Origin of the sequence: Mesorhizobium sp. B2-7-2, from assembly GCF_006440775.1 — a bacterium.
In the GTDB taxonomy this organism is placed as follows: Bacteria; Pseudomonadota; Alphaproteobacteria; order Rhizobiales; family Rhizobiaceae; genus Mesorhizobium.
In genome coordinates this window covers 354,790-373,355 of sequence record NZ_VFTZ01000001.1, presented here as the reverse complement: position 1 = coordinate 373,355, position 18,566 = coordinate 354,790, and the positions used below count along the sequence as shown (strand labels likewise).

Genomic DNA, 18,566 nt, shown 5'->3' with positions numbered 1-18,566 from the left:
CGAATTGAGGGTGCTCATGGACAAAATGGGACACTGGTCAGCTGACGCAATTCCAACGAGACCATGGCCTGATGAGCCGATGCAAGTGGCCGCTCCGCATAACTAGCGGCTACGCGGGCCATGGCAGCGCCGCGCTCAGCGTTGTCGCGCGCGATTCCTCCGTCGGCATTCCATGGTGAGTTCTCGAACCCCGAACATGACCGCTCAGCCCGATGGACGCCGCCAGGCGGCGGTTTCACCGCGACTGAAAGCCGAGCCGACCAAAACCGTGTCGGCGCAGAGTCGGTGGCGTTGAAGGCCGGCAAGGAAAACATCGAGATTGTCACGCCGACTTTCCTGATCGCGCATAGCGCCCGAGCACGAAAACCAGCCGCAGCTGCCCCATATCGCCAAAGTCTCCCCGTCAGTACCATTCGGCAAGCGCGCCATGCTAGAACCATCCAGGGAAGGCAACGCGTGCCGCCGTCGCCAGCGGTGGGACGTCCTCGTCGGGGACCGAAGAATAGGGCCACAATAGCTGGGCTCTGATCGAACTCCAACTGCCGGCTGCCGCCATTGCCTTGTCGAGGGCGGCGTCGCTGACGGCGTAGCGTGCCCGAAATGGTAGGACGTGGTCCGCGAGAAAGGCCTGTACGCGTGCTTGCATCTCGAAGGCCGCTTGTTCCCCGGCTCGTATCTGCGCCCACCACTGCAGTGCGCCTTTCGGGCTAAGGCAGGCGATGTTCGAATAACTGCCATGCGCACCGTTCGCGTAACCGGTTGCCAGCGTGTGGCCTGGCACGAACACCGAAAGGCCTGACAGTTCGCGCCGCATGCCGGCGTACCAGCTGGCGTCGCCGCCGGGGAGTTTTGCCCCGACAAGCGAGGGTACCGCGGTGCCCAATGCGGCAATACTTTCTAGAGTCAGCCGCCGCTTAGCGTGGGGCGGGTTATAGAGCACCAGAGGAGTGCTCGGCGCTGCCTCGGCCAAGCCCGAGACGAAACGCAGCACTTCTTCGTCGCTTGGTGGCCACCAGTCCGGCAAGGTGAATTGCGCTCCCGAGAGTCCCAATCCCGCAACCCGCTTCAATCGCTCGCATGCAATTCGCGGATTGGACTGGCTGATGCCGATCTGGAATGGGATTCTCGCGGCACCGGCGACTGCCGCCACTATCTCGCTCAGCCGGTCGAATTCTGCTTCGGTCTGGCAATGGAATTCACATGCCGTGCCGTTGGAATAGACGCCGTGAACGCCGGATGCGCAGAGCCGCGCGACGGTTTCTTGCGTGGCGCTCCAGTCGATATTGCCATCCAGGCCCACGGCCAGCATCACGGCGCCCCAGATGCCGCGCGGCGCGTGTTCGGGGAGGGCGGAGAGATGATCACTCATGGTCCGACTAGCGCAGCGTGAAGGAGAGCGGCATGAAGTCTCCAAGATTGACCTCTATGCGACCCCTCCTTGGAACGATCAGCAGCGGCGACAACGATCCGGTGGTGATTACCATGCCTTTTTTGAAGCTGCCGAAATGATCGTCGGCCATTCCGGCGAAAGCGATGATGGGAGAAAGGGCGTCGCCAAACGGGTATTTGGCGGTCTCGCGCTGGCTGATCGCTCCGTCGCTGGAAAGCGTGATCGCCATCCCGTCGACCTTCGGCGCTTGCGCCAGTGTCTGCCTGCCGATGACGTAACCGCCTGTGACCATATTGTCGGCCAGCGGCCCGAACGGGCCGGCTTTGGTCCGGTCGTCGATGCGAGAGCCGATGAGCTCGATGCCGAGAATGAAATGCTGGATGGTCTGCAACACGGCCGAGCGGCCAGCTTTGGCGATCTCAGGCGTCAGGTCGGCGCCGAGCCTGACAGCCACTTCGATCTCGAGCCCGGCGAGGTCGCGTTCGCCAAGTTCGATCGTTCCGCCATCGTCGATAACCATTCCGGCGGGGATCGGCGCAGCCATCGCGATACCATCGGGCGGCATGGCCACCTTGGCGACGGGCACGCGCTCTCGGAGCTGCTTCAACACCGCGCCTTGAACGGCCATCGCATCGCCGCGCGTCAGGTCGACCAAACGCGACCCCGGTACGCGTCGACGCGGGTTTCTGTGAGCCTCGGCGATGGCCTCGGCAATCGTATCTATGTCAGCCGGCATCAGCGATTGTTTCCTCGCGGCGGGATTTGTCCGAGGCGTGTGCTGCCTCGATGATGCCGATGAGGTTGCGCCCATAGGCGCCCGTCACCGGTACTGGCTTGTCGTCGACGATGGCGTCGCGCAACGCTGCCCATTCGCGTTTCACCGCATTGTGCATCCAGGCGGGCTCGAACGAATCCGGCAGGTCGGTCCACACGGTATCCCGACCAATCATCGTGCCGCGATCCATGTCGATGCGTAGCGTGCCGCGCTCGCAGACGAGATCCATCGCAAAGCCGACCGCACCGTTGCGATAGCCAATACTCTGCACCTGGCCCAGGCCGCCACGTTTGAAACGCAGCGCCAGCATCGACGTGTCATCCGCTTCCTGTTGATGGAATTTTGCGCCGAGCATGGCGCTCACCGAGATGACTTCGTCATCCATCAGCCAGACGAGACGGTCGAGCGCGTGAATGCCGGCCGTCATCAGCATGCCGCCACCGGTAGCGTTGCGCAGGTGCCAGTCGCGCCGGTTGTGCTCCATCCAGAGCTTGATCATCCAGCTCGACGCGATCAGCGGCCGCCCGATCTCGCCTGCCTCGATGACCTTCTTGGCTGCCATGCAAGGTTTCGAGAAATGCAGGAGGTGGGCGACCATCAGCTTGACGCCGCTCTGCGCCACAGCCGCAGTGATTGCATCGCATTCGGCTACAGTTCGCGCCATCGGCTTTTCGAGCAGAATGTGCTTGCCGGCCTTGGCCGCGCCGATCGCCATTTCGGCATGCAGCGCGTGCGGGGCAGCGATAACGACGGCATCGACGCCGCTGTCTTCGAGAAGTTCGCGCCAGTCGGTGTAGCCCTTGCCGCCATACTCGGCCGTGAAAGCCGCCAGCGCCGTCGCGTTTCCACGGCAGGCAGCAACGAGGCGGATGCCGTCGACCTCCTTGATTGCGCGTGCATGCGCGGCGCCAAAATCGCCCGCGCCGATAATGCCTAATGCAATCATCGTCCTGCCTTCTGATATGCGGCGTCGATCAGCGACATCGCCGCAACATAGTCGTCTATGGAGATTGCCGGCGCAGCGTTTCGCCGCAACCGTTCGAATGTGTCGCGCATGCTGAGGCGGTAGCGAGTAGCCGGCAGTTCGACCGGCAGGTCCACAACCGCAGCGTCGTCGAGAGTTGCGCAGATCGCCTTGTCGCCACGGTCGATGAGCGTGGCGTTGGCGGCGACGATGCGCCATTCGAAATCCCCGCCAGGGAGCATTGAAGCGAAGGTATAGCCCGCCTCAATGGTGAACACCGCGCCGGCATTATCCTCGAGCACCAGCAGCGCGTAGTCCTCAACCGGAGCCCTGTGGATGCGGTTGCCCATCGATACAGCTTTGAGATGAAGCTCTCCACTGGCCAGGCTCAGCGCTGCATCGACACCGTGGATGCCCAGATTGCGCAATGCGCCGCCCCCGCCAATCGCGGGATCGACCACCCAGCCGACACCATCGGCAGCATAACGCTCGGGCGGCCCGTTGACGACGCGGAAATGGCCGTGCGCGACTTGGCCGGCGCGGCCTTCCCTTCGCAGTCTCTCAAAGGCGATCACCGCCGGGCCAAAGCGATTGGGCAAAGGCACGCCGACGAAGGCTTTTCGTTGATGGGCTAGGTCTCTCAGTTGCATCAGCGGCGCCGTGCCGGTCGCTGCCGGCTTCTCGAGGATAAGCGGGACTCCGGCTTCGATTATCCTGCGCGCCCTGGCCGGCACGTTCGAAGGATGTCCCATCAGCAAGATCAGATCCGCAGGTGTTGCAAGAACGTCTTTGAATGCAGCAATCGCGCTCAGCGAGTTGCGCGCTGCGAAGCCCCTTGCATGCGCCTCGTCCTCATCCCACACGCCGATGATTTCAGCGCCGGCATCGCGCGCCGCATCGAGATGCAAGTCGGCGTGCCAATGGCTAATGCCGGCCAAAACGACTTTCATCTCCTGATATTTCCTCCTGCACTTGCAGGATATCCTACAAGTCGTTATAGGACAAGTCGTCAGCCTCTCAAGCGAAGTGGTTGTCGGCGTCGGACAACAGTGGAAACAGCAAACAAGATGCCGGTATTGAAGTCGATCGAACCGCTTAGCCGACCACCGCTTTTGCATGTGACCGTCCAGGAGAGCCTGCGGAATTATATCGAGGCGAACAGGCTCAAGGCAGGCGACCCGTTGCCCCCGGAGACCTTCCTGGCGCAGCGGCTCGGCGTTGGCCGCAATTCGGTCCGCGAAGCGATCAAGGCGCTGGAATCGATCGGCATCCTGGAGACGCGTCGTGGCATCGGCGTGTTCGTCAAGGAATTCTCCTTCAAGCCACTACTCGACAATCTGGCTTATGGCCTGCAGGACTCGCTGCGCGACGTCGAGGAACTGCGCGAGATTCGGCGTGTGCTCGAGACCGGGCTGATCTCCAAGACCATCGAGATGATCAGCGCCGAAGACATCGACGAGCTTCGCCGGTTGACCGAAAGCATGCGCCAGCGCGCGGAGCGCAGCGAGAGCTTTGCCGAAGAGGACCAGCAATTCCATCAGATGCTGTTCCGCTGCCAGAACAACCACATGCTCAGCGCATTGATCGATATCTTTTGGGTGGCGTTCAACAAGGCCTCGGATTTCACCAATCTCGACAATCCGACGCCGCTCGCCACTTGGCGCGATCATCATGAAATCGTCGAGGCGGTCGCCGCCAAGGATGTCGACAGGGCACGTAGCCGGCTCGACGATCACTACAGAGGCATCCAGCAAGTTATCGCCAAAAACCGCACAACCTGAAAAATGCCAAGGGAGGAAACCATGCGCATCAAGACGATAGCCATCGCTGCCGCGCTGCTGTTCGGCACCGGCCTGCCGACCATTGTGCAGGCGCAAAGTCCAAAGACCATTGCGGGTGGTTTTGACGTCGGCCCCGGCGGTTTCCCCAAGAACTTCAACCCGCTCGTCGCGACTGGCGGCTTCACCTGGCTCAGCACCTATTTTGAACCGCTGGTTATCTGGAATGCAGGGCTGACCCAACTCGAAGGCGACCTGGCCAAGAACTACACGGTGAGCGCCGACCAGCTGACCTATACGTTCAACCTGGTCAAGGAGACCTGGCACGACGGCAAGCCGTTCACGTCGAAGGACGTGAAATTCACCATCGACCTTGCCAAGAACAAAGCTTCCGGCAGCCTGTTCGCGGCACGCCTGGGCGATATCGCTTGGGTCGAGGCGCCCGACGACAGCACCGTAATCGTCAAGCTGTCGAAGCCGAACGCCTCCTTCCTGTCCATTCTTTCGCAGGTGCTGATCCTGCCGGAACATGCTCTTGCCGGAATGCCCCCGGAGTCGCTGGCAACCAGCACCTGGTGGTCGACCAACCCGGTCGGCACAGGTCCGTTCAAGTTCAAGAAATACGTCACCGACCAATATGTCGAACTGGCCGCGGATGACGATTATCGTGGCGGCAAGCCGAAAGTCGACGTGCTGATTAACCGCTATTTCGAGAGCCCGGCCGCGGCGGTCGCGGCGCTGCGTGCTGGTGAGATCCAATTCACCTATGTCGAGCCTGACGACGCGGCGTCGTTCAAGACCGATTCCAACTTCAAGGTGATCGAAGGCGGCTCCTACGTGGTCAACTATATCGGTCTCAACCAGCAGGTCGACGTGTTCAAGGATCTCAAGGTTCGTCAGGCGATCATGTACGCCATCGACCGTAACGCGATCATAGAGAGCCTCTATGGCGGCGCAGCCAAACCGGCCAACTGCGGCTTTGTGGCGCCGCAACTGGTCCCCGAAGGGCTGGAAACCTACGCCTACGATCCGGCCAAGGCCAAGTCGCTGCTAGCAGAGGTGGGCTGGGACAAGATCAACGGCGACAAGCCCATCACGTTGCTGACCTATTACGGCTCTCCGCAGGCTGCCAATGTCATGGCAGCCATCCAGTCCATGCTGTCACAGGTCGGCATTAACGTCGTGCCGCGTGTCGTCGATACGCCGACCTACAATGGCATCGTCTACAAGGGAGGTACGCCGGACTGGAACGCATTTCCCATGGTCTATGCCGGCCTGCAGAATGGCCCGAACCCGGCTGGCATCAATCCGGGCCTGAACAAGTCGCAGATTCCGCCCGCCGGCTTCAACACCATGCGCATCAAGTTCGACGACCTGAGCGCGGCTTTAGACAAGGCGCTCGGTGAAACCGATGCATCGAAGCTCGATGCCGCTTGGCAGGACGTTTGCAAGGTGATGAACAAGGACCTTCCGTGGGCAACGCTGTGGGTGGCCAATCGCTACGGCGTTGCCTCCAATAAGCTGAAGGATTTCGTCTGGACGCCTGCGCCCGCCGGCGGTCCTTACGCCGCTCATCCCGAGGCCTGGGACATTCAGTGAGCAGGTGGGTCTCCCGGCCCGCCACAAGGGCCGGTTTCCTCTGCGATCCCGCCCACACCATTCACTTGCGGAAAGCCGATGCTGAGCTTCATAGCCCGCCGCTGCGCCACAGGACTGTTGATGCTGGTTGCCTTGAGCCTCCTCATCTTCATCTTGTTGCGCCTGTCGCCTGGCGATCCGATCGACGCATATATCAATCCTTCCGTGCCGATGTCGGCTTCCGATCTCGAGACCCTACGCGACCGCCTCGGTCTCGATCGGCCGCTGCCGCTTCAGTATTTCGGCTGGGTGCGTGCGGCTCTGTCGGGGGATTTCGGCTATTCGATCCAGCGCAACGGCGTGCGGGTGTTGCCGCTGGTGATGGAGCGCATCGGACCCACGGCTCTCCTGATGGGCGCGGGGCTGGCGATCGCCATTGTCGTCGGTATTACGACCGGTATCTACAGCGCCGTGCGCCGCAACGCCTGGCCCGACATTGCGATGTCCGTGCTGTCGTTCATCGGAATATCGAGTCCGGCCTTCCTGACCGCGCTGCTTGGCCTCTATTTTTTCTCGGTTCTGCTGCGCTGGGCGCCGTCAGGCGGCATGCAGACCGCGGGCGCGCCATTCTCGATCTCCGATGTGCTTGCCCATCTAATTCTGCCGGCATGCCTGCTGTCGATCGGCCACGCGGCGCTGATCATGCGTTATATGCGCGCTTCGCTGCTCGAAGTGCTCAACCAGGATTTTGTCCGAACCGCCCGGGCCAAAGGCGTGCGAGAGTTCTGGGTGATCATCAAGCACGCCACCCGCAACGCGCTCTTGCCGGTCATCACGCTGATCGGGTCGACCGTTGGCATCGCGATCGGCGGCGCGATCTTCCTGGAGAGCGTCTTCAACTGGCCAGGCATGGGCTTGCTGCTGGTCAACGCCGTCGGCACGCGTGACTATCCCGTCATCATGGGTGCCACGCTGGTGATCGGTGTCTGCGTCATTCTGGTCAACATTCTCACCGATGTTGTCTACGCCTTTGTCGACCCGCGCATCCAGGTGGGGTGATGACGATTGCCGAGATCGAACCACCCATGCAGCGCACCAAGGGTCCATTGCGCCGCGCACTCGGTCGCTTCACCGAGAACCGCGCCGCACGGGCCGGTCTGGTCATCGTGATCCCCGTGCTGATAGCGGTCATGACCTACCACTGGTGGTGGCCATACGCTCCCAACGCCATCGACCTGAAGATCATGAACAAGGGACCGTCCGCCACCCATTGGCTCGGCAGCGACGGTGTCGGCCGCGACGTTTTCGCGCGGCTTCTGCAGGGTGGTCGCATCTCGCTGCTGGTTGCCGTCTGCTCGGTCGCGATCTCCACCGTCATTGGCTTCCTCATCGGTGCTATCGCGAGCTTCGGCGGCCGCGTCGTCGATGCAACCGCGATGCGCTTCGTCGATCTCGCCATGACTTTGCCGCCAGTCATCTTCTTGCTGGTTCTTGCCTCGATCGCCGGCACCGGCATCGAGCCGACAATCCTCGTCATCTCGCTGCTATCGTGGCCAGTTCTGTCGCGCATGGTCAGGGCCCGCCTCCTCGAACTGCGCGAACGCGATTTCGTCGTTGCCGCCCGCGGCATGGGGGCAGGGCTGCCGCATCTCCTGTTTCGCCACGGCCTGCCCAATTGCATGGATATCCTCGTCGTCTACGCAACTTTGCAGATCGCCAACGCGATCCTGTTGGAAGCTGGCCTCTCTTTCCTCGGCCTCGGCATCGCACCACCCGAAGCGAGCTGGGGCAATATGCTCAATCTTGCCCGCTCCACTGTCGTCCTCGAACAATACCCTTGGCAGTGGATGTTCCCCGGTGCCGCCCTCGTACTCACGGTCCTCGCCATCAATTTCATTGGCGATGGCCTGCGTGACGCTTTCGATCCCCGATCCAATCTCAACTGAAGGTTTCAAAATGCCACTTTTTACCGGCGTCGTGCCGCCTGTCGTTACCCCCCTCAACGATGACTACAGCATAGACTTTCCGTCACTCACCCGGACGCTGGAGAACCTGCTCGACGGCGGCGTCCACGGACTGTTCGTGCTTGGCTCGACCAGCGAGGTGGTTTTCTACGACCAAGCCGGGCGCAAGGCGATCATCGAGCACGCGGTGAAGGTCAACAACGGCCGCGTTCCGATCTTCGCCGGCGTCATCGATCCGACCACCGAACGTGTCATCAACCATTCGAAGATCGCCAGGTCGGCCGGAGCCGACGCAATCGTCGTCACCGCGCCCTTTTACACGCGCACGAGCCAGCCGGAGATCATCGATCATTTCCGCTACATCAAGGATGCGATCGACATCCCGATCATAGCCTATGACATCCCGGTCTGCGTCCATATCAAGCTCGATCGCAAGACGACGGTGACGCTTGCCAAGGAAGGCACCGTTGCCGGCCTGAAAGATTCCAGCGGCGACGATGGCAATCTGCGTTATGTGCTGAAAGACATGGCCGGCGACGCCGGCTTCTTCGGCATGACCGGCTCCGAGATCATGGTCGATACTGCTCTCGCCATGGGCGCGCATGGTGTTGTGCCGGGCATCGCCAATGTCGACCCGCACGGCTACGTCAAGATGTGGAACCTGATGCAGGCCGGCAAGCATGCCGAGGCCCGCGTCGAGCAGGAACGCCTGCTGAAGCTGTTCGAGATCGTCTGGATCGCGCTCGGGCGCACCAGTGCCGGTTCAGCCGGCGTCGGCTCCTTCAAGACCGCCATGCGCAGCCTCGGCATCATCGCCACCAACAGGATGGCCCGCCCGCAGCGCGATCTCAATGCCGAGGAAACCGCCAAGGTCGACGCGATCCTGCGCGACGTCGGCCTGCTTGGCTGATCATGGAAGCGCCAATCCTCCAGATTGCCGGATTGCGTGCGGTGTTTCGCATTGCGGGGCGCGACATTGCGGCCGTACAGGACATTGATCTCGAGATCGGCTCCGGCGAGACCGTGGCGCTGGTCGGCGAGTCCGGTTCGGGCAAGTCAGTCACCAGCCTCTCCATCATGGGGCTCCTGGCGCCGAAGATCGGCCATATCGCTCACGGCCATATCTCGATCAGACGACGCGACGGTTCCGTCACCGAGCTGACCGGGCTGGACGCGGAGCAACTGCGCCGCGTGCGCGGCAACGACATCGGCATGGTGTTTCAGGAGCCGATGACCAGCCTGAACCCGGTTTACACTATCGGCGAGCAGATCGCCGAGCCGATGCGCATCCATCTTGGCAAATCGCATCGCGAGGCGGCAGCCGAAGCGGTGCGCTTGCTGATGCAGGTCGGCATCCCGGACCCCGCGCGGCGCGCGAAACAATACCCGCACGAACTCTCGGGCGGCATGCGTCAGCGGGCCACCATTGCCATGGCGCTCGCATGCAACCCGACATTGCTGATTGCCGACGAACCGACGACGGCGCTTGACGTGACGATCCAGGCGCAGATCCTCGATCTGCTTGCCACTCTTCAGGCCGAACGCGGCATGGGCATCCTCTTCGTCACCCACAATCTTGGCGTTGTTGCGGAAATCGCCGACCGCGTGGCCGTCATGTATGCCGGCCGCATCGTCGAGACCGGCTCGGTTGGCGAAGTCTTTGCCCGTCCGCGCCATCCTTACACGACAGGCCTGATGCGATCGGCACCGCGACTTGGCCAAGCAACGGTGCTGAAGGCGGCCGGCACACCGCTGCCGACGATTGCCGGCAATGTCCCCTCGCTGGCCATGCTGCCCGGAGGCTGTTCTTTTGCTCCAAGGTGCCCGATGGCGATCGACTCCTGCCGCGCCGCCGTGCCGCCGCTGTTGCAGGTATCGCCGACACAGACGAGCCGCTGCATCCGCTGGGAGGAGCTATGAGCGCGCCGGCTCCTTATCTGTCCGTTCGCAACCTGACCAAGCATTTCCCGCCGACAGCGTTCTCGCGCGGACCTGTGGTCAAGGCGCTGCAGGATATTTCATTCGACATTCCACGTGGTCAGGTGGTCGGGCTGGTCGGCGAATCCGGTTCCGGCAAGACGACAATTGGCCGCTCCGTGTTGCGGCTGATCGAGCCGACCTCAGGCGAGATACGCTTCGACGGCAAGGACATCGTCAAGCTCGGGGCAAGGGAGCTTCGACGTCAACGTCGCAACATGCAGTATATCTTCCAGGACCCCTTCGCCAGTCTGTCGCCGCGCATGACTATCGGCCAGATCCTCACCGAGGGCCTGGATATCCAGGGCATCGGTAATCGGCCCGAGCGCCGCGCCCGCGCCGAAAAGGCGCTCGCCACCGTCGAACTGCCGGTCGATGCCTATGACCGCTACGCGCATGAATTCTCGGGCGGCCAGCGCCAGCGCATCGGCATCGCGCGAGCCCTCATGCTGGAGCCCGAGTTTATCGTCGCAGACGAACCGGTCTCGGCACTCGACGTGTCGATTCAGGCCCAGGTGATCAATCTTCTTCGCGATCTCCAGGTCCGGCTTGGCCTCACCATGCTGTTCATTTCGCATGACCTCGCCGTTGTCGAATATATCTGCGACACGGTCATCGTTCTCTATCTCGGACGCATCATGGAAGTCGCGCCCGCGACCGATCTCTATGTCCGGCCGGGGCATCCCTACACACGGGCATTGCTGTCGGCCGTCCCATCGCCAGATGCGTTCGCCAGGAAGCAACGGCAGATACTGAAAGGCGACATCCCAAGTCCCGCCAATCCGCCGTCGGGATGTGTTTTCAGAACGCGCTGTCCCGCAGCGATGGATGCCTGTGCCGGCGCCGTGCCACGGCTACGGGAGATAGCTCCTGGACGTATGAAGGCATGCATTCGCGACGACATAGGCTGAACATGGCAGCCTAGAAATTGGAGTAGTTCTGATACGTTTTTGGCCCTCAAAGGGTCGGGATCTTATCCCGCCTTTTTAGCGCTCAAGCCATCCAAGCGCGCCTCATCGATCGGAAGCCGCTCGTGGTGCGGCTTTCGTGCCAGAGGCGCCATTCGGCCTGCCTTTTTTCTCCTCATCTGACCCAGCCCGCAAGCCTGCGATGCGCTACACCAAAATCTCCGCCAGCGTCGCCGTCGACGATGTGCCTCGCGCTCTTTTCCAAACTCACAGAGCTGCCTGCGCCTGGTCAGGGCGCTGGCCGTCGAAACCAACGAAAACTGGATGGAGGCCAACCGCTACATCAAGATGGTCGGCCTGCGCGAGCACAAGAAGCTCGCTCTGCGCCAAGCCGCATGACCAGCAACATGGCCGCCGCTTTTTGCTTGACGCACACAACCTTCACGCGGGCCTTCAGCAACCGTTTGATCTACTTGCGGAAACGGTCGCATCCGGAGCCACAATACGCCACCGCTGACAGCATTATCAACAGGGAGTCCAGTTTGGCTGGGGTTCTTGGAAGCTTTTCGAACTTTCTGGGTCGCGCCTCAGCCCGAATTGCGGGTGCTTATGGACAAAGTGGGACACTAGATTCGGGTTGGATAATTTGGCAGGCATCGACTTTCTCGCACAGATGGCTTGCGCGTCCCCGTTAGTCCGTAGCGAGTGGACCCCAGGCGGTCGGCAGAGGCGCCTGCTCAGCGGCGCTGCGTGGCGCGCTGGCTCCGTAGTCAGGTTAAGACTAAAGTTGACGGTGTGTTTTGCAGGCGATCTCGGCCTCAAGTGAGGCCATGCCGAACGAGATGGCGAACGACCGGCGGAAACATCTGCTGGCCGATATATGATCCCATGTTCGTGTTCTCGAAGAGTGCTTCGGCAAGGGCGTTATCCTCGACCGCCGGAATACCGGCCTGGCGCGCTTGAGCTGTTATCTCGTTGGCAACGCGCCCCTGACCTTTGGCGACAACCGTTGGCACGGGCGTTTCGCCCCTGATGTAACGCAACGCCACGACCCGGTCGCCGGATACGAAGACGATAACCGCATTTTTCACGCCCAGCTTCGCCGGTCGTATCACCGCTTCGCGCCGCTGCCGCTGCTGTTCATGGCGGATCAATGGGTCGCCTTCGAGGTCCTTGTGTTCGCGCTTGTACTCGGTTGTTGTCATGCGCATGTCGCGAAGAAACAGCCAGCGTTGAATAGGGACATCGATCACGCCGATGACGACGAAAGCCAGGCCGGCGGCGATTCCCAGCGGCGTCAGGACTGCTTGGATCACCGGTCCCAGGCATGACGGACCGCAACCCGGCGCATCGAATAGCGGCTGCAGCCATATGATCAGCACGAAGACGAAGAGGCATGCCAGCAGCACCAGTTTGATCAGGCCCTTGGCAAACTCAATGACGTTGCGGAGCGACAGGATCTTCTGCAGGCCCTTGGCCGGATTTATGTGGTCGAACTGCGGTTTGAGCGGCTCGAACGAGAGGACCGGGCCGAACGTCCCCAGCATGCCGAAGACCGCGGCGAGAACGACAACGATGCTGACCAGCGGCAGAGTGGCAAGCATCAGCAGCGAGAAGAAATGATGGATGGCGCGCAGACTGACGTCGCCGAACGATTCGCCGGTCCCGGTCACGGTTTGCACGAGTTCCGAAAGGTGCCTGAAGAGCATCGGCCAGGAAAAATAAAGATATGCGAGCGCCGCGAAGAAAGTGAAGCCGGAGATCAGGTCGCGGCTCTGGGGAACCTGGCCTTTGCGGCGCGCGTCGCGCAGCTTCTTGTCGGATGCCGGTAGTTTCTTTTCCTCAGCTTCTTCGGCCATGTTGCAATCTTACCGCACTGTTGTGGTTCCAGTCGGCCCATGCGCTGTGTAAGGTGGCGCCGGGCTTGAATACGGAGAGGTGGATATGCGGTTGCATGTCGTATTCTTGCCTGCGGCCATGGCCCTGGCGCTGTCCGCTTGCCAGACGGCCAAAACAGGCTCGATCGACGCGAGGACCCAAGGCCCGTTCTCGCAGTCGGATCGGTTGATCAAGCTTGCCGACGATATCGATGCGCGAGGGGAAAGCGATACCGCAATAGCGCTCTATCAGCGTGCGGCTACGATGCCGGACGCCAACGCGGGCGCGTTCGTCAAGGCTGGCGACGCCTATATGCGGGCCGGGTATTCGGCCGATGCTGCCAAGGCCTATCAGGCTGCGCTCGCAAAAGCTCCCAACGAGGGGAAAGCGATGCTCGGCCTTGGCTCGGCGATGATAGAGGCGGGCGACATCGATGCCGGCATGCGCGCGCTCGCGCAGGCAGCGCCTCTGGTCAACACCAGCGCCGCCTATAACCGTCTGGGCGTGGCGCAGACATTCGCCGGCCAGACCACCGAAGCGCAGGCCACTTTCGCCCAGGCGTTGAAACTCGCGCCCGGCGATCTCGACGTCGAGACCAACATGGCATTGGCGGCAGCCCTCGAAGACAATTCCGCGGCGGCATTGCCGCTGGTGCAGAAGATTGCCGCCGCACCCAATGCGCAGTTGCACCAGAAGCGCAATGTCGTGATGGTCTACGGACTTCTTGGGCAGGCCGATCAGGTCAAGGCCTCGCCGCCTATCGGTCTGACGACCAAGGAGGTGGCCATCTTGCTGGCGCGTGCCAGGACCATCCGTTCGAAGGGCAGCACGCAGGCCAAAGCCAAAGCGCTCGGCTCCATCCTGGGCTAAAGCAGTTCCAGGAAAAGTGCGGAGCGGTTTTCCGTCCGGAATTGCGTTGAAACAACGAGATGAGGTGGCTCGCCGTTTCCGTGAAACTGTGACCTGTTCCAGCGCCTCGGAGCGCAAGACCTGCGCCGATCTCGCACCAAGCTTGACGCATGGCGCGGTGCTACGGGCGCGCAGTCGGCATAGACTCACTCGACTGACTGCGTCGTTTGCGGCGTCGCCGGCGCAGTTGTGTTGGCTCCGCCTGTCGGAGCCTCCTCGCCATCGAGGTAACGACGGGCCGCTCGCGCCGTCGGCGCCGCCGGCGCCGCTCCCATGCGCTGGCCTTCGATCAGGTCGCGCTGGCTTTCGGACATGCGCTGCAGATTGTAGGCATTGGCGCAGCCGGACGGCAGATGGGAGCCGACGCCGGACACGATCGTCAGATCGGTTCTGGCGGCCGGATTGTCATCATCGGCCGGTTCGGCCAGGCATGCGTTGGGAGCCAGAACGGAGCCGCTGACGCGTTTCTGGGAGCCGCCGGTATCGGTCGAAACATAGCTGTAGCCGGGCGAGTAATCCTGCCGCTGTTGCGGGCTGTTCATGCAGCCGGCCAGAAACAACGTCAGAAAAACGGAGCAGAAAGCGATGCGCAATATCATGGTCGTTTCCCGCTATTTGATGATCAGACCGGTCGATGACGCGTCGTTGGCGTGCTTGCGACTGAGGCGCTTGGCAGCCGGACGGTCGAGCGGCGTGGCGAGACTGTCACGCACCGGCGCGACCAGATAGGGCGTGATCAGGATGACCAGTTCGGTCTCTTCGTGCTGGAACCGCTGCGACTGAAAAAGCGGCCCAAGCACTGGCACATCGCCGAGGACCGGAAATTTCTCCAGGTTGCGTGAGGTCCGCTGCTGGAAGAGGCCGGCAATCGCAAAGGTCTGACCGCTTGCCACCTCCACCGTGGTGTCGGCTCGTCGCACCACAAAGCTTGGCATGGCAAAGCCGTTGGCGCTTACGGAGCCGGAATCCGATAAAGAGCTGACCTCCGGCTGGACGTGCAGCGCGATGCGATTGCGGCCGATGAGCGTTGGGGTGAAACCGAGGGACACGCCGAAAGGCTTGTATTGAATGGTGGTGACGTCGGACCCCTGCGCGATAGGCACGGGGATCTCGCCACCAGCCAGAAAGTTCGCCGTCTGTCCGGTCACCGCGGTCAGGTTCGGCTCGGCTAGTATCTTGACGACGCCATTGCGTTGCAGAGCTTCGATGAGGACATCGAAATTGAGGCCGTGCGCCTGGTTGAGGCTCAGACCAAAGTTCCCACCGCTGCCCGAAGGCACGCCATTGTCCTGGAACATGTTGAATTCGAAGCCGCCGCTCTTGTAACCGACGGACCAGTCGACGCCGTATGACTGCAACTCCGTGCGCGAGACTTCGGCAAAGCGGACCCGGATGTTGACCTGCTGCGAGCCCTGCACGGTCATGTTGTTCAGCGGCGGCTGTTCCGGCGGCGAGAAGGTTCTTGCGACATTGTCCAGATCCTTTGCCTCGTCGACACCTCGTGCTTCGCCCGTGATGGCGATGCGGGTTCCGAAAATGTGCAGATTTGTCGCCGAATTCGGCTGCATTGCGTGCTTGGCCTCGTTGGCGGGCGTGATGTCGGGCGTGACGCGGAATTGAGCGGTTGCCTCGATGCGCTCATCGGCCGTGACCGCAATGAGATTGGTCAGGCCGGGTTTGAGGCCAAAGACATAGACCAAACTTGGCGATACGATCTGCAGGTCCGCGATCGTGGTATCCGCGACCAGCACGGATTCGACCGGCTCATTGAACCGCAGCAAGCGTCCTTGCCCGACCGGAAGATCGAGACTTGGCCTGCTCGGCAGCGGCGAAGCGTTCTGCGCCGCCGCGCCTGCGATCGTGAACAGCAAAGCCAGCAAAACGCCAGTCGTCGCGATCGCGAGCCAGCGCATATCCGTCCGCCCAGCGGCGCATCGGACGCCTGCCGCGGTATCGTGGATCGTCATGCCGTTCCTCTCCTGATTCCCCAGATGTCCCCATTCGTCCGGCCGCCGTCAGGAGACTGTCTCCCGCGAGGCTTTCGCCGGAGCCGAGGGCAGCGCCTGGGCGCGCCCGCCGGCTCTTCCGCTGCGGCCGGTGATCGTGGCCAGCGGCTGGACGTTGAATTCCTGCGCAAGTTCCTGGAAGGACAGGACCGGAAGCTCGATCGCATTGTGCGAGAGCAGGCTGCGCATGTGACGGCGCACGTCCATCGCTGCAAGGACGACCGGCGAGGCGTCGGTGGCGTTGTGCGACAGGGCTCGCTCGATTTCGCTTACCAAGGCCTGCGCATCGTCGTCCGAGAGGTTCAGGAACGTGCCTGACGATGTGCTTTGCAGAGCGTTTCGCAGGATATCCTCGGCGGAGCGTTGCAGCACGTAGGCTGCGATGATGTTGTTGCGGCCGGCGGAACGGAAGCTGATCTGGCGCTTCAGGGACGTGCGGACATACTCGGTCAACAGGAAAACGTCCTGTTCGCGTTGACCCCATTCGATCAGCGCTTCGAGGATAAGGCGCAGATTGCGGATCGGCACGTTTTCGCCGACAAGCCGGCGAAGCACTTCCGCGATTTTCTGCAGCGGTACGATCTCCTGCGCCTGTCGGACAAGATCCGCATAGTCCGGCTCCATGTCCGACAGAAGCCTGCGCGTCTCCTGGATCCCGACGAAATGTCCCGCATACAGCCGAAGTGCGTTTGCGGTCCATCTGGCCGCCGTCTCGGCCGGCGTGGCGAAGGCGAAGCCGCCGTCTTTCAGTATCGATATTTGGCTCTCATCGACCCACGCGAATCTGCGCTGGCCGGCGATTGAAGAAGCTTTCTCGTAAGTCAGCTCGAGCAGATCGAGATGCGTCGGGTCAGCTTCGACGAGAACACGGCCGTCAGGGATTTCGGCGTCCAGGATGGGCGCGCCTTCCAGATCGATGCGGATGGTTCGCGGCGAGAGCGTCTCGTCGGCCTGCATGCCGATGGCCGGCACGTCGACACCGAGATCGCCGAAGAGTTCGCGGCGAACGCCGTCGGCAAGCGCAGCGAATTCGGGCTCCGGAATTGCCGCCGCGAGTTCGACTCCGAAGCGCACGACGATGCGGTAGGAAGCAGCCAGCGTTCCGGTGGAGATTGCAGAATGCGAAGCCGAACCACCGCGTTGTTCCTGCGCCGCGATCTGGCCGATGTCCCGGGCTTCGGAGTCCCCGGCATCGCGGCGATTGATTGCATAGGCGCCCGCGCCGAAGCAGGCGCCAAGGGCCAGGAACACGACAAAGGGGAAGCCTGGCACCATGGCAAGGCCAACCATGATCACCGCCGCGAGGGCGAGTGCTCGCGAGTCCCTGAAGAGCTGGCTGGTTATCTGCCGGCCAAGGTCGCCCGTTCCGTCCGCGCTGCCGACGCGCGTCACCATCGTGCCGGCGGCGATCGCGACCAGCAGCGCCGGGATCTGGGCCACCAGCCCGTCGCCCACGGTGAGCAACGAATAGGTCGCGGCCGCGTCCCCCAGCGACATGTCGTGCTGCAGCGTGCCGACGGCGAAACCCCCGATCAGATTGACCAGGATGATGACGATGCCGGCGATGACATCGCCCTTGACGAATTTCATGGCGCCATCCATCGCGCCGAACAGTTGGCTCTCGCGCTCCAACTGCTGGCGCAGGCGGCGTGCTTCAGCCTGATCGATATCGCCGTTGCGCAGCTCGGCATCGATGCTCATCTGCTTGCCCGGCAGCGCATCAAGCGTGAAGCGCGCGGCCACCTCGGCGACGCGTTCCGCGCCTCGTGCGACCACGATGAACTGCGCGACGGTAATGATGAGGAAGATGACCAGGCCGACCGCGATGCTGCCGCCGACAACGAAGGTGCCGAAGGCGGTGATGATCTCGCCGGCGTCGGCCTGCAGCAGGATCAGCCGCGTGGTCGTGATCGTGATCGCCAGCCGGAACAAGGTGGCGATGAGGATGACCGACGGCAGCGACGAAAACTGAAGCGGGTGAGAAACGTAGAACGACGCCAGCAGGATGAGCACGCTTATGGCGATATTTGCGGTGATGAGGAAGTCGACGAGAAAGGTCGGCAGGGGAATGAGCATCATCACCACTGCAACCAGCATCAGGACGGCGATGACCAGGTCGCTGCGGCGTGACAGCCTGGCCAGGAGTTGCAGAAGTCGCTCCGACGCGGTCATCAGGCAGCCCGACGCGACAGGAAGCTGAGCAACGCGCTGTGCGCCTCGCTTTTGCGCCCGGCGACGAGCAGGGCCCGACTCTTCAGCAATGCAAGCACCGGGTGGTCCATTCCTTCCAAAGTCTCCAGCCTGGCAATCGTCGCAAGCGCCTTTTCGGCCTCGCCATCCAGTATGAGCAGGTGCGCCAGCGTCCTGAGAACGCCGGCATTTTCCGGTGAGAGCTGCGCGGCGATAAGCAGGTACGCCGCGCCCCGCTTTGCCTGCCCA

At 62.1% G+C, this 18,566-nt stretch carries 16 protein-coding genes and 1 pseudogene; 9 read left to right on the top strand and 8 right to left on the bottom strand.

Annotated features, from left to right (window positions below):
• Positions 1-430: 430 nt before the first annotated feature.
• From FJ425_RS01895 to FJ425_RS01880, 4 genes are read right to left on the bottom strand one after another with little or no spacing between them, the layout of a single operon-like run.
• On the bottom strand, positions 431-1,369 hold the full coding sequence (locus tag FJ425_RS01895) for a dihydrodipicolinate synthase family protein (RefSeq protein WP_140721359.1): 939 nt from the start codon (positions 1,367-1,369) through the stop codon (positions 431-433).
• Positions 1,370-1,376: 7 nt separating this feature from the next.
• Positions 1,377-2,126: a hypothetical protein gene (locus tag FJ425_RS01890; protein WP_140721356.1), complete on the bottom strand. Its 750-nt coding sequence runs from the start codon at positions 2,124-2,126 to the stop codon at positions 1,377-1,379.
• Positions 2,116-3,111, bottom strand: coding sequence for a Gfo/Idh/MocA family oxidoreductase (locus FJ425_RS01885; protein ID WP_140721353.1), 996 nt, complete (start codon positions 3,109-3,111; stop codon positions 2,116-2,118). Before FJ425_RS01885 ends, FJ425_RS01890 begins: the two co-directional genes overlap by 11 nt.
• Positions 3,108-4,067 carry a Gfo/Idh/MocA family oxidoreductase gene (locus FJ425_RS01880; RefSeq protein ID WP_246677856.1) on the bottom strand — a complete coding sequence of 320 codons (960 nt, stop codon included), beginning with the start codon at positions 4,065-4,067 and terminating at the stop codon, positions 3,108-3,110. Before FJ425_RS01880 ends, FJ425_RS01885 begins: the two co-directional genes overlap by 4 nt.
• Positions 4,068-4,196: 129 nt before the next feature.
• Between FJ425_RS01880 and FJ425_RS01875 the strand changes: the two genes are divergently transcribed.
• The 8 genes and pseudogenes from FJ425_RS01875 to FJ425_RS01840 all read left to right on the top strand — a co-directional run.
• On the top strand, positions 4,197-4,910 hold the full coding sequence (locus FJ425_RS01875; RefSeq protein ID WP_140542389.1) for a FadR/GntR family transcriptional regulator: 714 nt from the start codon (positions 4,197-4,199) through the stop codon (positions 4,908-4,910).
• A gap of 21 nt (positions 4,911-4,931) precedes the next feature.
• Positions 4,932-6,506: an ABC transporter substrate-binding protein gene (locus FJ425_RS01870; RefSeq protein ID WP_140721350.1), complete on the top strand. Its 1,575-nt coding sequence runs from the start codon at positions 4,932-4,934 to the stop codon at positions 6,504-6,506.
• A gap of 78 nt (positions 6,507-6,584) precedes the next feature.
• Positions 6,585-7,544 carry an ABC transporter permease gene (locus tag FJ425_RS01865; protein ID WP_140721347.1) on the top strand — a complete coding sequence of 320 codons (960 nt, stop codon included), beginning with the start codon at positions 6,585-6,587 and terminating at the stop codon, positions 7,542-7,544.
• Positions 7,544-8,431, top strand: a complete 888-nt coding sequence (locus FJ425_RS01860; RefSeq protein ID WP_246677855.1) for an ABC transporter permease — start codon at positions 7,544-7,546, stop codon at positions 8,429-8,431. Before FJ425_RS01865 ends, FJ425_RS01860 begins: the two co-directional genes overlap by 1 nt.
• A gap of 10 nt (positions 8,432-8,441) precedes the next feature.
• Positions 8,442-9,359 (top strand): dihydrodipicolinate synthase family protein, encoded by a 918-nt coding sequence (locus FJ425_RS01855; protein WP_140721344.1) that lies wholly within the window; start codon positions 8,442-8,444, stop codon positions 9,357-9,359.
• Positions 9,359-10,369, top strand: a complete 1,011-nt coding sequence (locus tag FJ425_RS01850; protein ID WP_181175773.1) for an ABC transporter ATP-binding protein — start codon at positions 9,359-9,361, stop codon at positions 10,367-10,369. Before FJ425_RS01855 ends, FJ425_RS01850 begins: the two co-directional genes overlap by 1 nt.
• Entirely contained in the window at positions 10,366-11,337 is a 972-nt protein-coding gene (locus FJ425_RS01845) for an ABC transporter ATP-binding protein (protein WP_140541223.1), read from the top strand. The genes FJ425_RS01850 and FJ425_RS01845 overlap by 4 nt, the downstream gene beginning before the upstream one ends.
• 234 nt (positions 11,338-11,571) lie before the next feature.
• Positions 11,572-11,733 (top strand): annotated as a pseudogene (locus tag FJ425_RS01840) (transposase); the annotation flags it as partial.
• A 419-nt stretch (positions 11,734-12,152) separates the two neighbouring features.
• Here FJ425_RS01840 and FJ425_RS01835 read toward each other — a convergent pair.
• Entirely contained in the window at positions 12,153-13,193 is a 1,041-nt protein-coding gene (locus FJ425_RS01835) for an EscU/YscU/HrcU family type III secretion system export apparatus switch protein (RefSeq protein ID WP_140721338.1), read from the bottom strand.
• Positions 13,194-13,278: 85 nt separating this feature from the next.
• Here FJ425_RS01835 and FJ425_RS01830 point away from each other — a divergent pair, with 85 nt between their 5' ends.
• The gene (locus FJ425_RS01830) at positions 13,279-14,082 is read left to right on the top strand and encodes a tetratricopeptide repeat protein (RefSeq protein WP_140721335.1); all 804 of its coding nucleotides are present in this window, start codon (positions 13,279-13,281) and stop codon (positions 14,080-14,082) included.
• 185 nt (positions 14,083-14,267) lie between these two features.
• Here the strand turns inward: FJ425_RS01830 and FJ425_RS01825 are convergent, their stop codons facing one another.
• From FJ425_RS01825 to sctV, 3 genes are read right to left on the bottom strand one after another with little or no spacing between them, the layout of a single operon-like run.
• Positions 14,268-14,720 (bottom strand): hypothetical protein, encoded by a 453-nt coding sequence (locus tag FJ425_RS01825; protein WP_140721333.1) that lies wholly within the window; start codon positions 14,718-14,720, stop codon positions 14,268-14,270.
• Between the two features lie 12 nt (positions 14,721-14,732).
• A complete protein-coding gene (locus FJ425_RS01820) occupies positions 14,733-16,088 on the bottom strand; it encodes a type II and III secretion system protein family protein (protein ID WP_140721330.1) in 1,356 nt (451 codons plus the stop codon).
• Positions 16,089-16,136: 48 nt separating this feature from the next.
• A complete protein-coding gene (gene sctV / locus FJ425_RS01815) occupies positions 16,137-18,299 on the bottom strand; it encodes a type III secretion system export apparatus subunit SctV (protein WP_140721327.1) in 2,163 nt (720 codons plus the stop codon).
• Between the last annotated feature and the right edge of the window lie 267 nt (positions 18,300-18,566).

What these genes read in the sequence shown, in the direction of transcription:
- FJ425_RS01865 (WP_140721347.1), top strand. Translation starts at nt 6,585, where the DNA reads ATGCTGAGCTTCATAGCCCGCCGCTGCGCCACAGGACTGTTGATGCTG.
- FJ425_RS01875 (WP_140542389.1), top strand. Translation starts at nt 4,197, where the DNA reads ATGCCGGTATTGAAGTCGATCGAACCGCTTAGCCGACCACCGCTTTTG.
- FJ425_RS01870 (WP_140721350.1), top strand. Translation starts at nt 4,932, where the DNA reads ATGCGCATCAAGACGATAGCCATCGCTGCCGCGCTGCTGTTCGGCACC.
- FJ425_RS01855 (WP_140721344.1), top strand. Translation starts at nt 8,442, where the DNA reads ATGCCACTTTTTACCGGCGTCGTGCCGCCTGTCGTTACCCCCCTCAAC.
- FJ425_RS01845 (WP_140541223.1), top strand. Translation starts at nt 10,366, where the DNA reads ATGAGCGCGCCGGCTCCTTATCTGTCCGTTCGCAACCTGACCAAGCAT.
- FJ425_RS01820 (WP_140721330.1), bottom strand. Translation starts at nt 16,088, where the DNA reads ATGACGATCCACGATACCGCGGCAGGCGTCCGATGCGCCGCTGGGCGG.
- FJ425_RS01895 (WP_140721359.1), bottom strand. Translation starts at nt 1,369, where the DNA reads ATGAGTGATCATCTCTCCGCCCTCCCCGAACACGCGCCGCGCGGCATC.
- FJ425_RS01890 (WP_140721356.1), bottom strand. Translation starts at nt 2,126, where the DNA reads ATGCCGGCTGACATAGATACGATTGCCGAGGCCATCGCCGAGGCTCAC.
- FJ425_RS01885 (WP_140721353.1), bottom strand. Translation starts at nt 3,111, where the DNA reads ATGATTGCATTAGGCATTATCGGCGCGGGCGATTTTGGCGCCGCGCAT.
- FJ425_RS01835 (WP_140721338.1), bottom strand. Translation starts at nt 13,193, where the DNA reads ATGGCCGAAGAAGCTGAGGAAAAGAAACTACCGGCATCCGACAAGAAG.
- FJ425_RS01830 (WP_140721335.1), top strand. Translation starts at nt 13,279, where the DNA reads ATGCGGTTGCATGTCGTATTCTTGCCTGCGGCCATGGCCCTGGCGCTG.
- FJ425_RS01825 (WP_140721333.1), bottom strand. Translation starts at nt 14,720, where the DNA reads ATGATATTGCGCATCGCTTTCTGCTCCGTTTTTCTGACGTTGTTTCTG.
- sctV (WP_140721327.1), bottom strand. Translation starts at nt 18,299, where the DNA reads ATGACCGCGTCGGAGCGACTTCTGCAACTCCTGGCCAGGCTGTCACGC.
- FJ425_RS01860 (WP_246677855.1), top strand. Translation starts at nt 7,544, where the DNA reads ATGACGATTGCCGAGATCGAACCACCCATGCAGCGCACCAAGGGTCCA.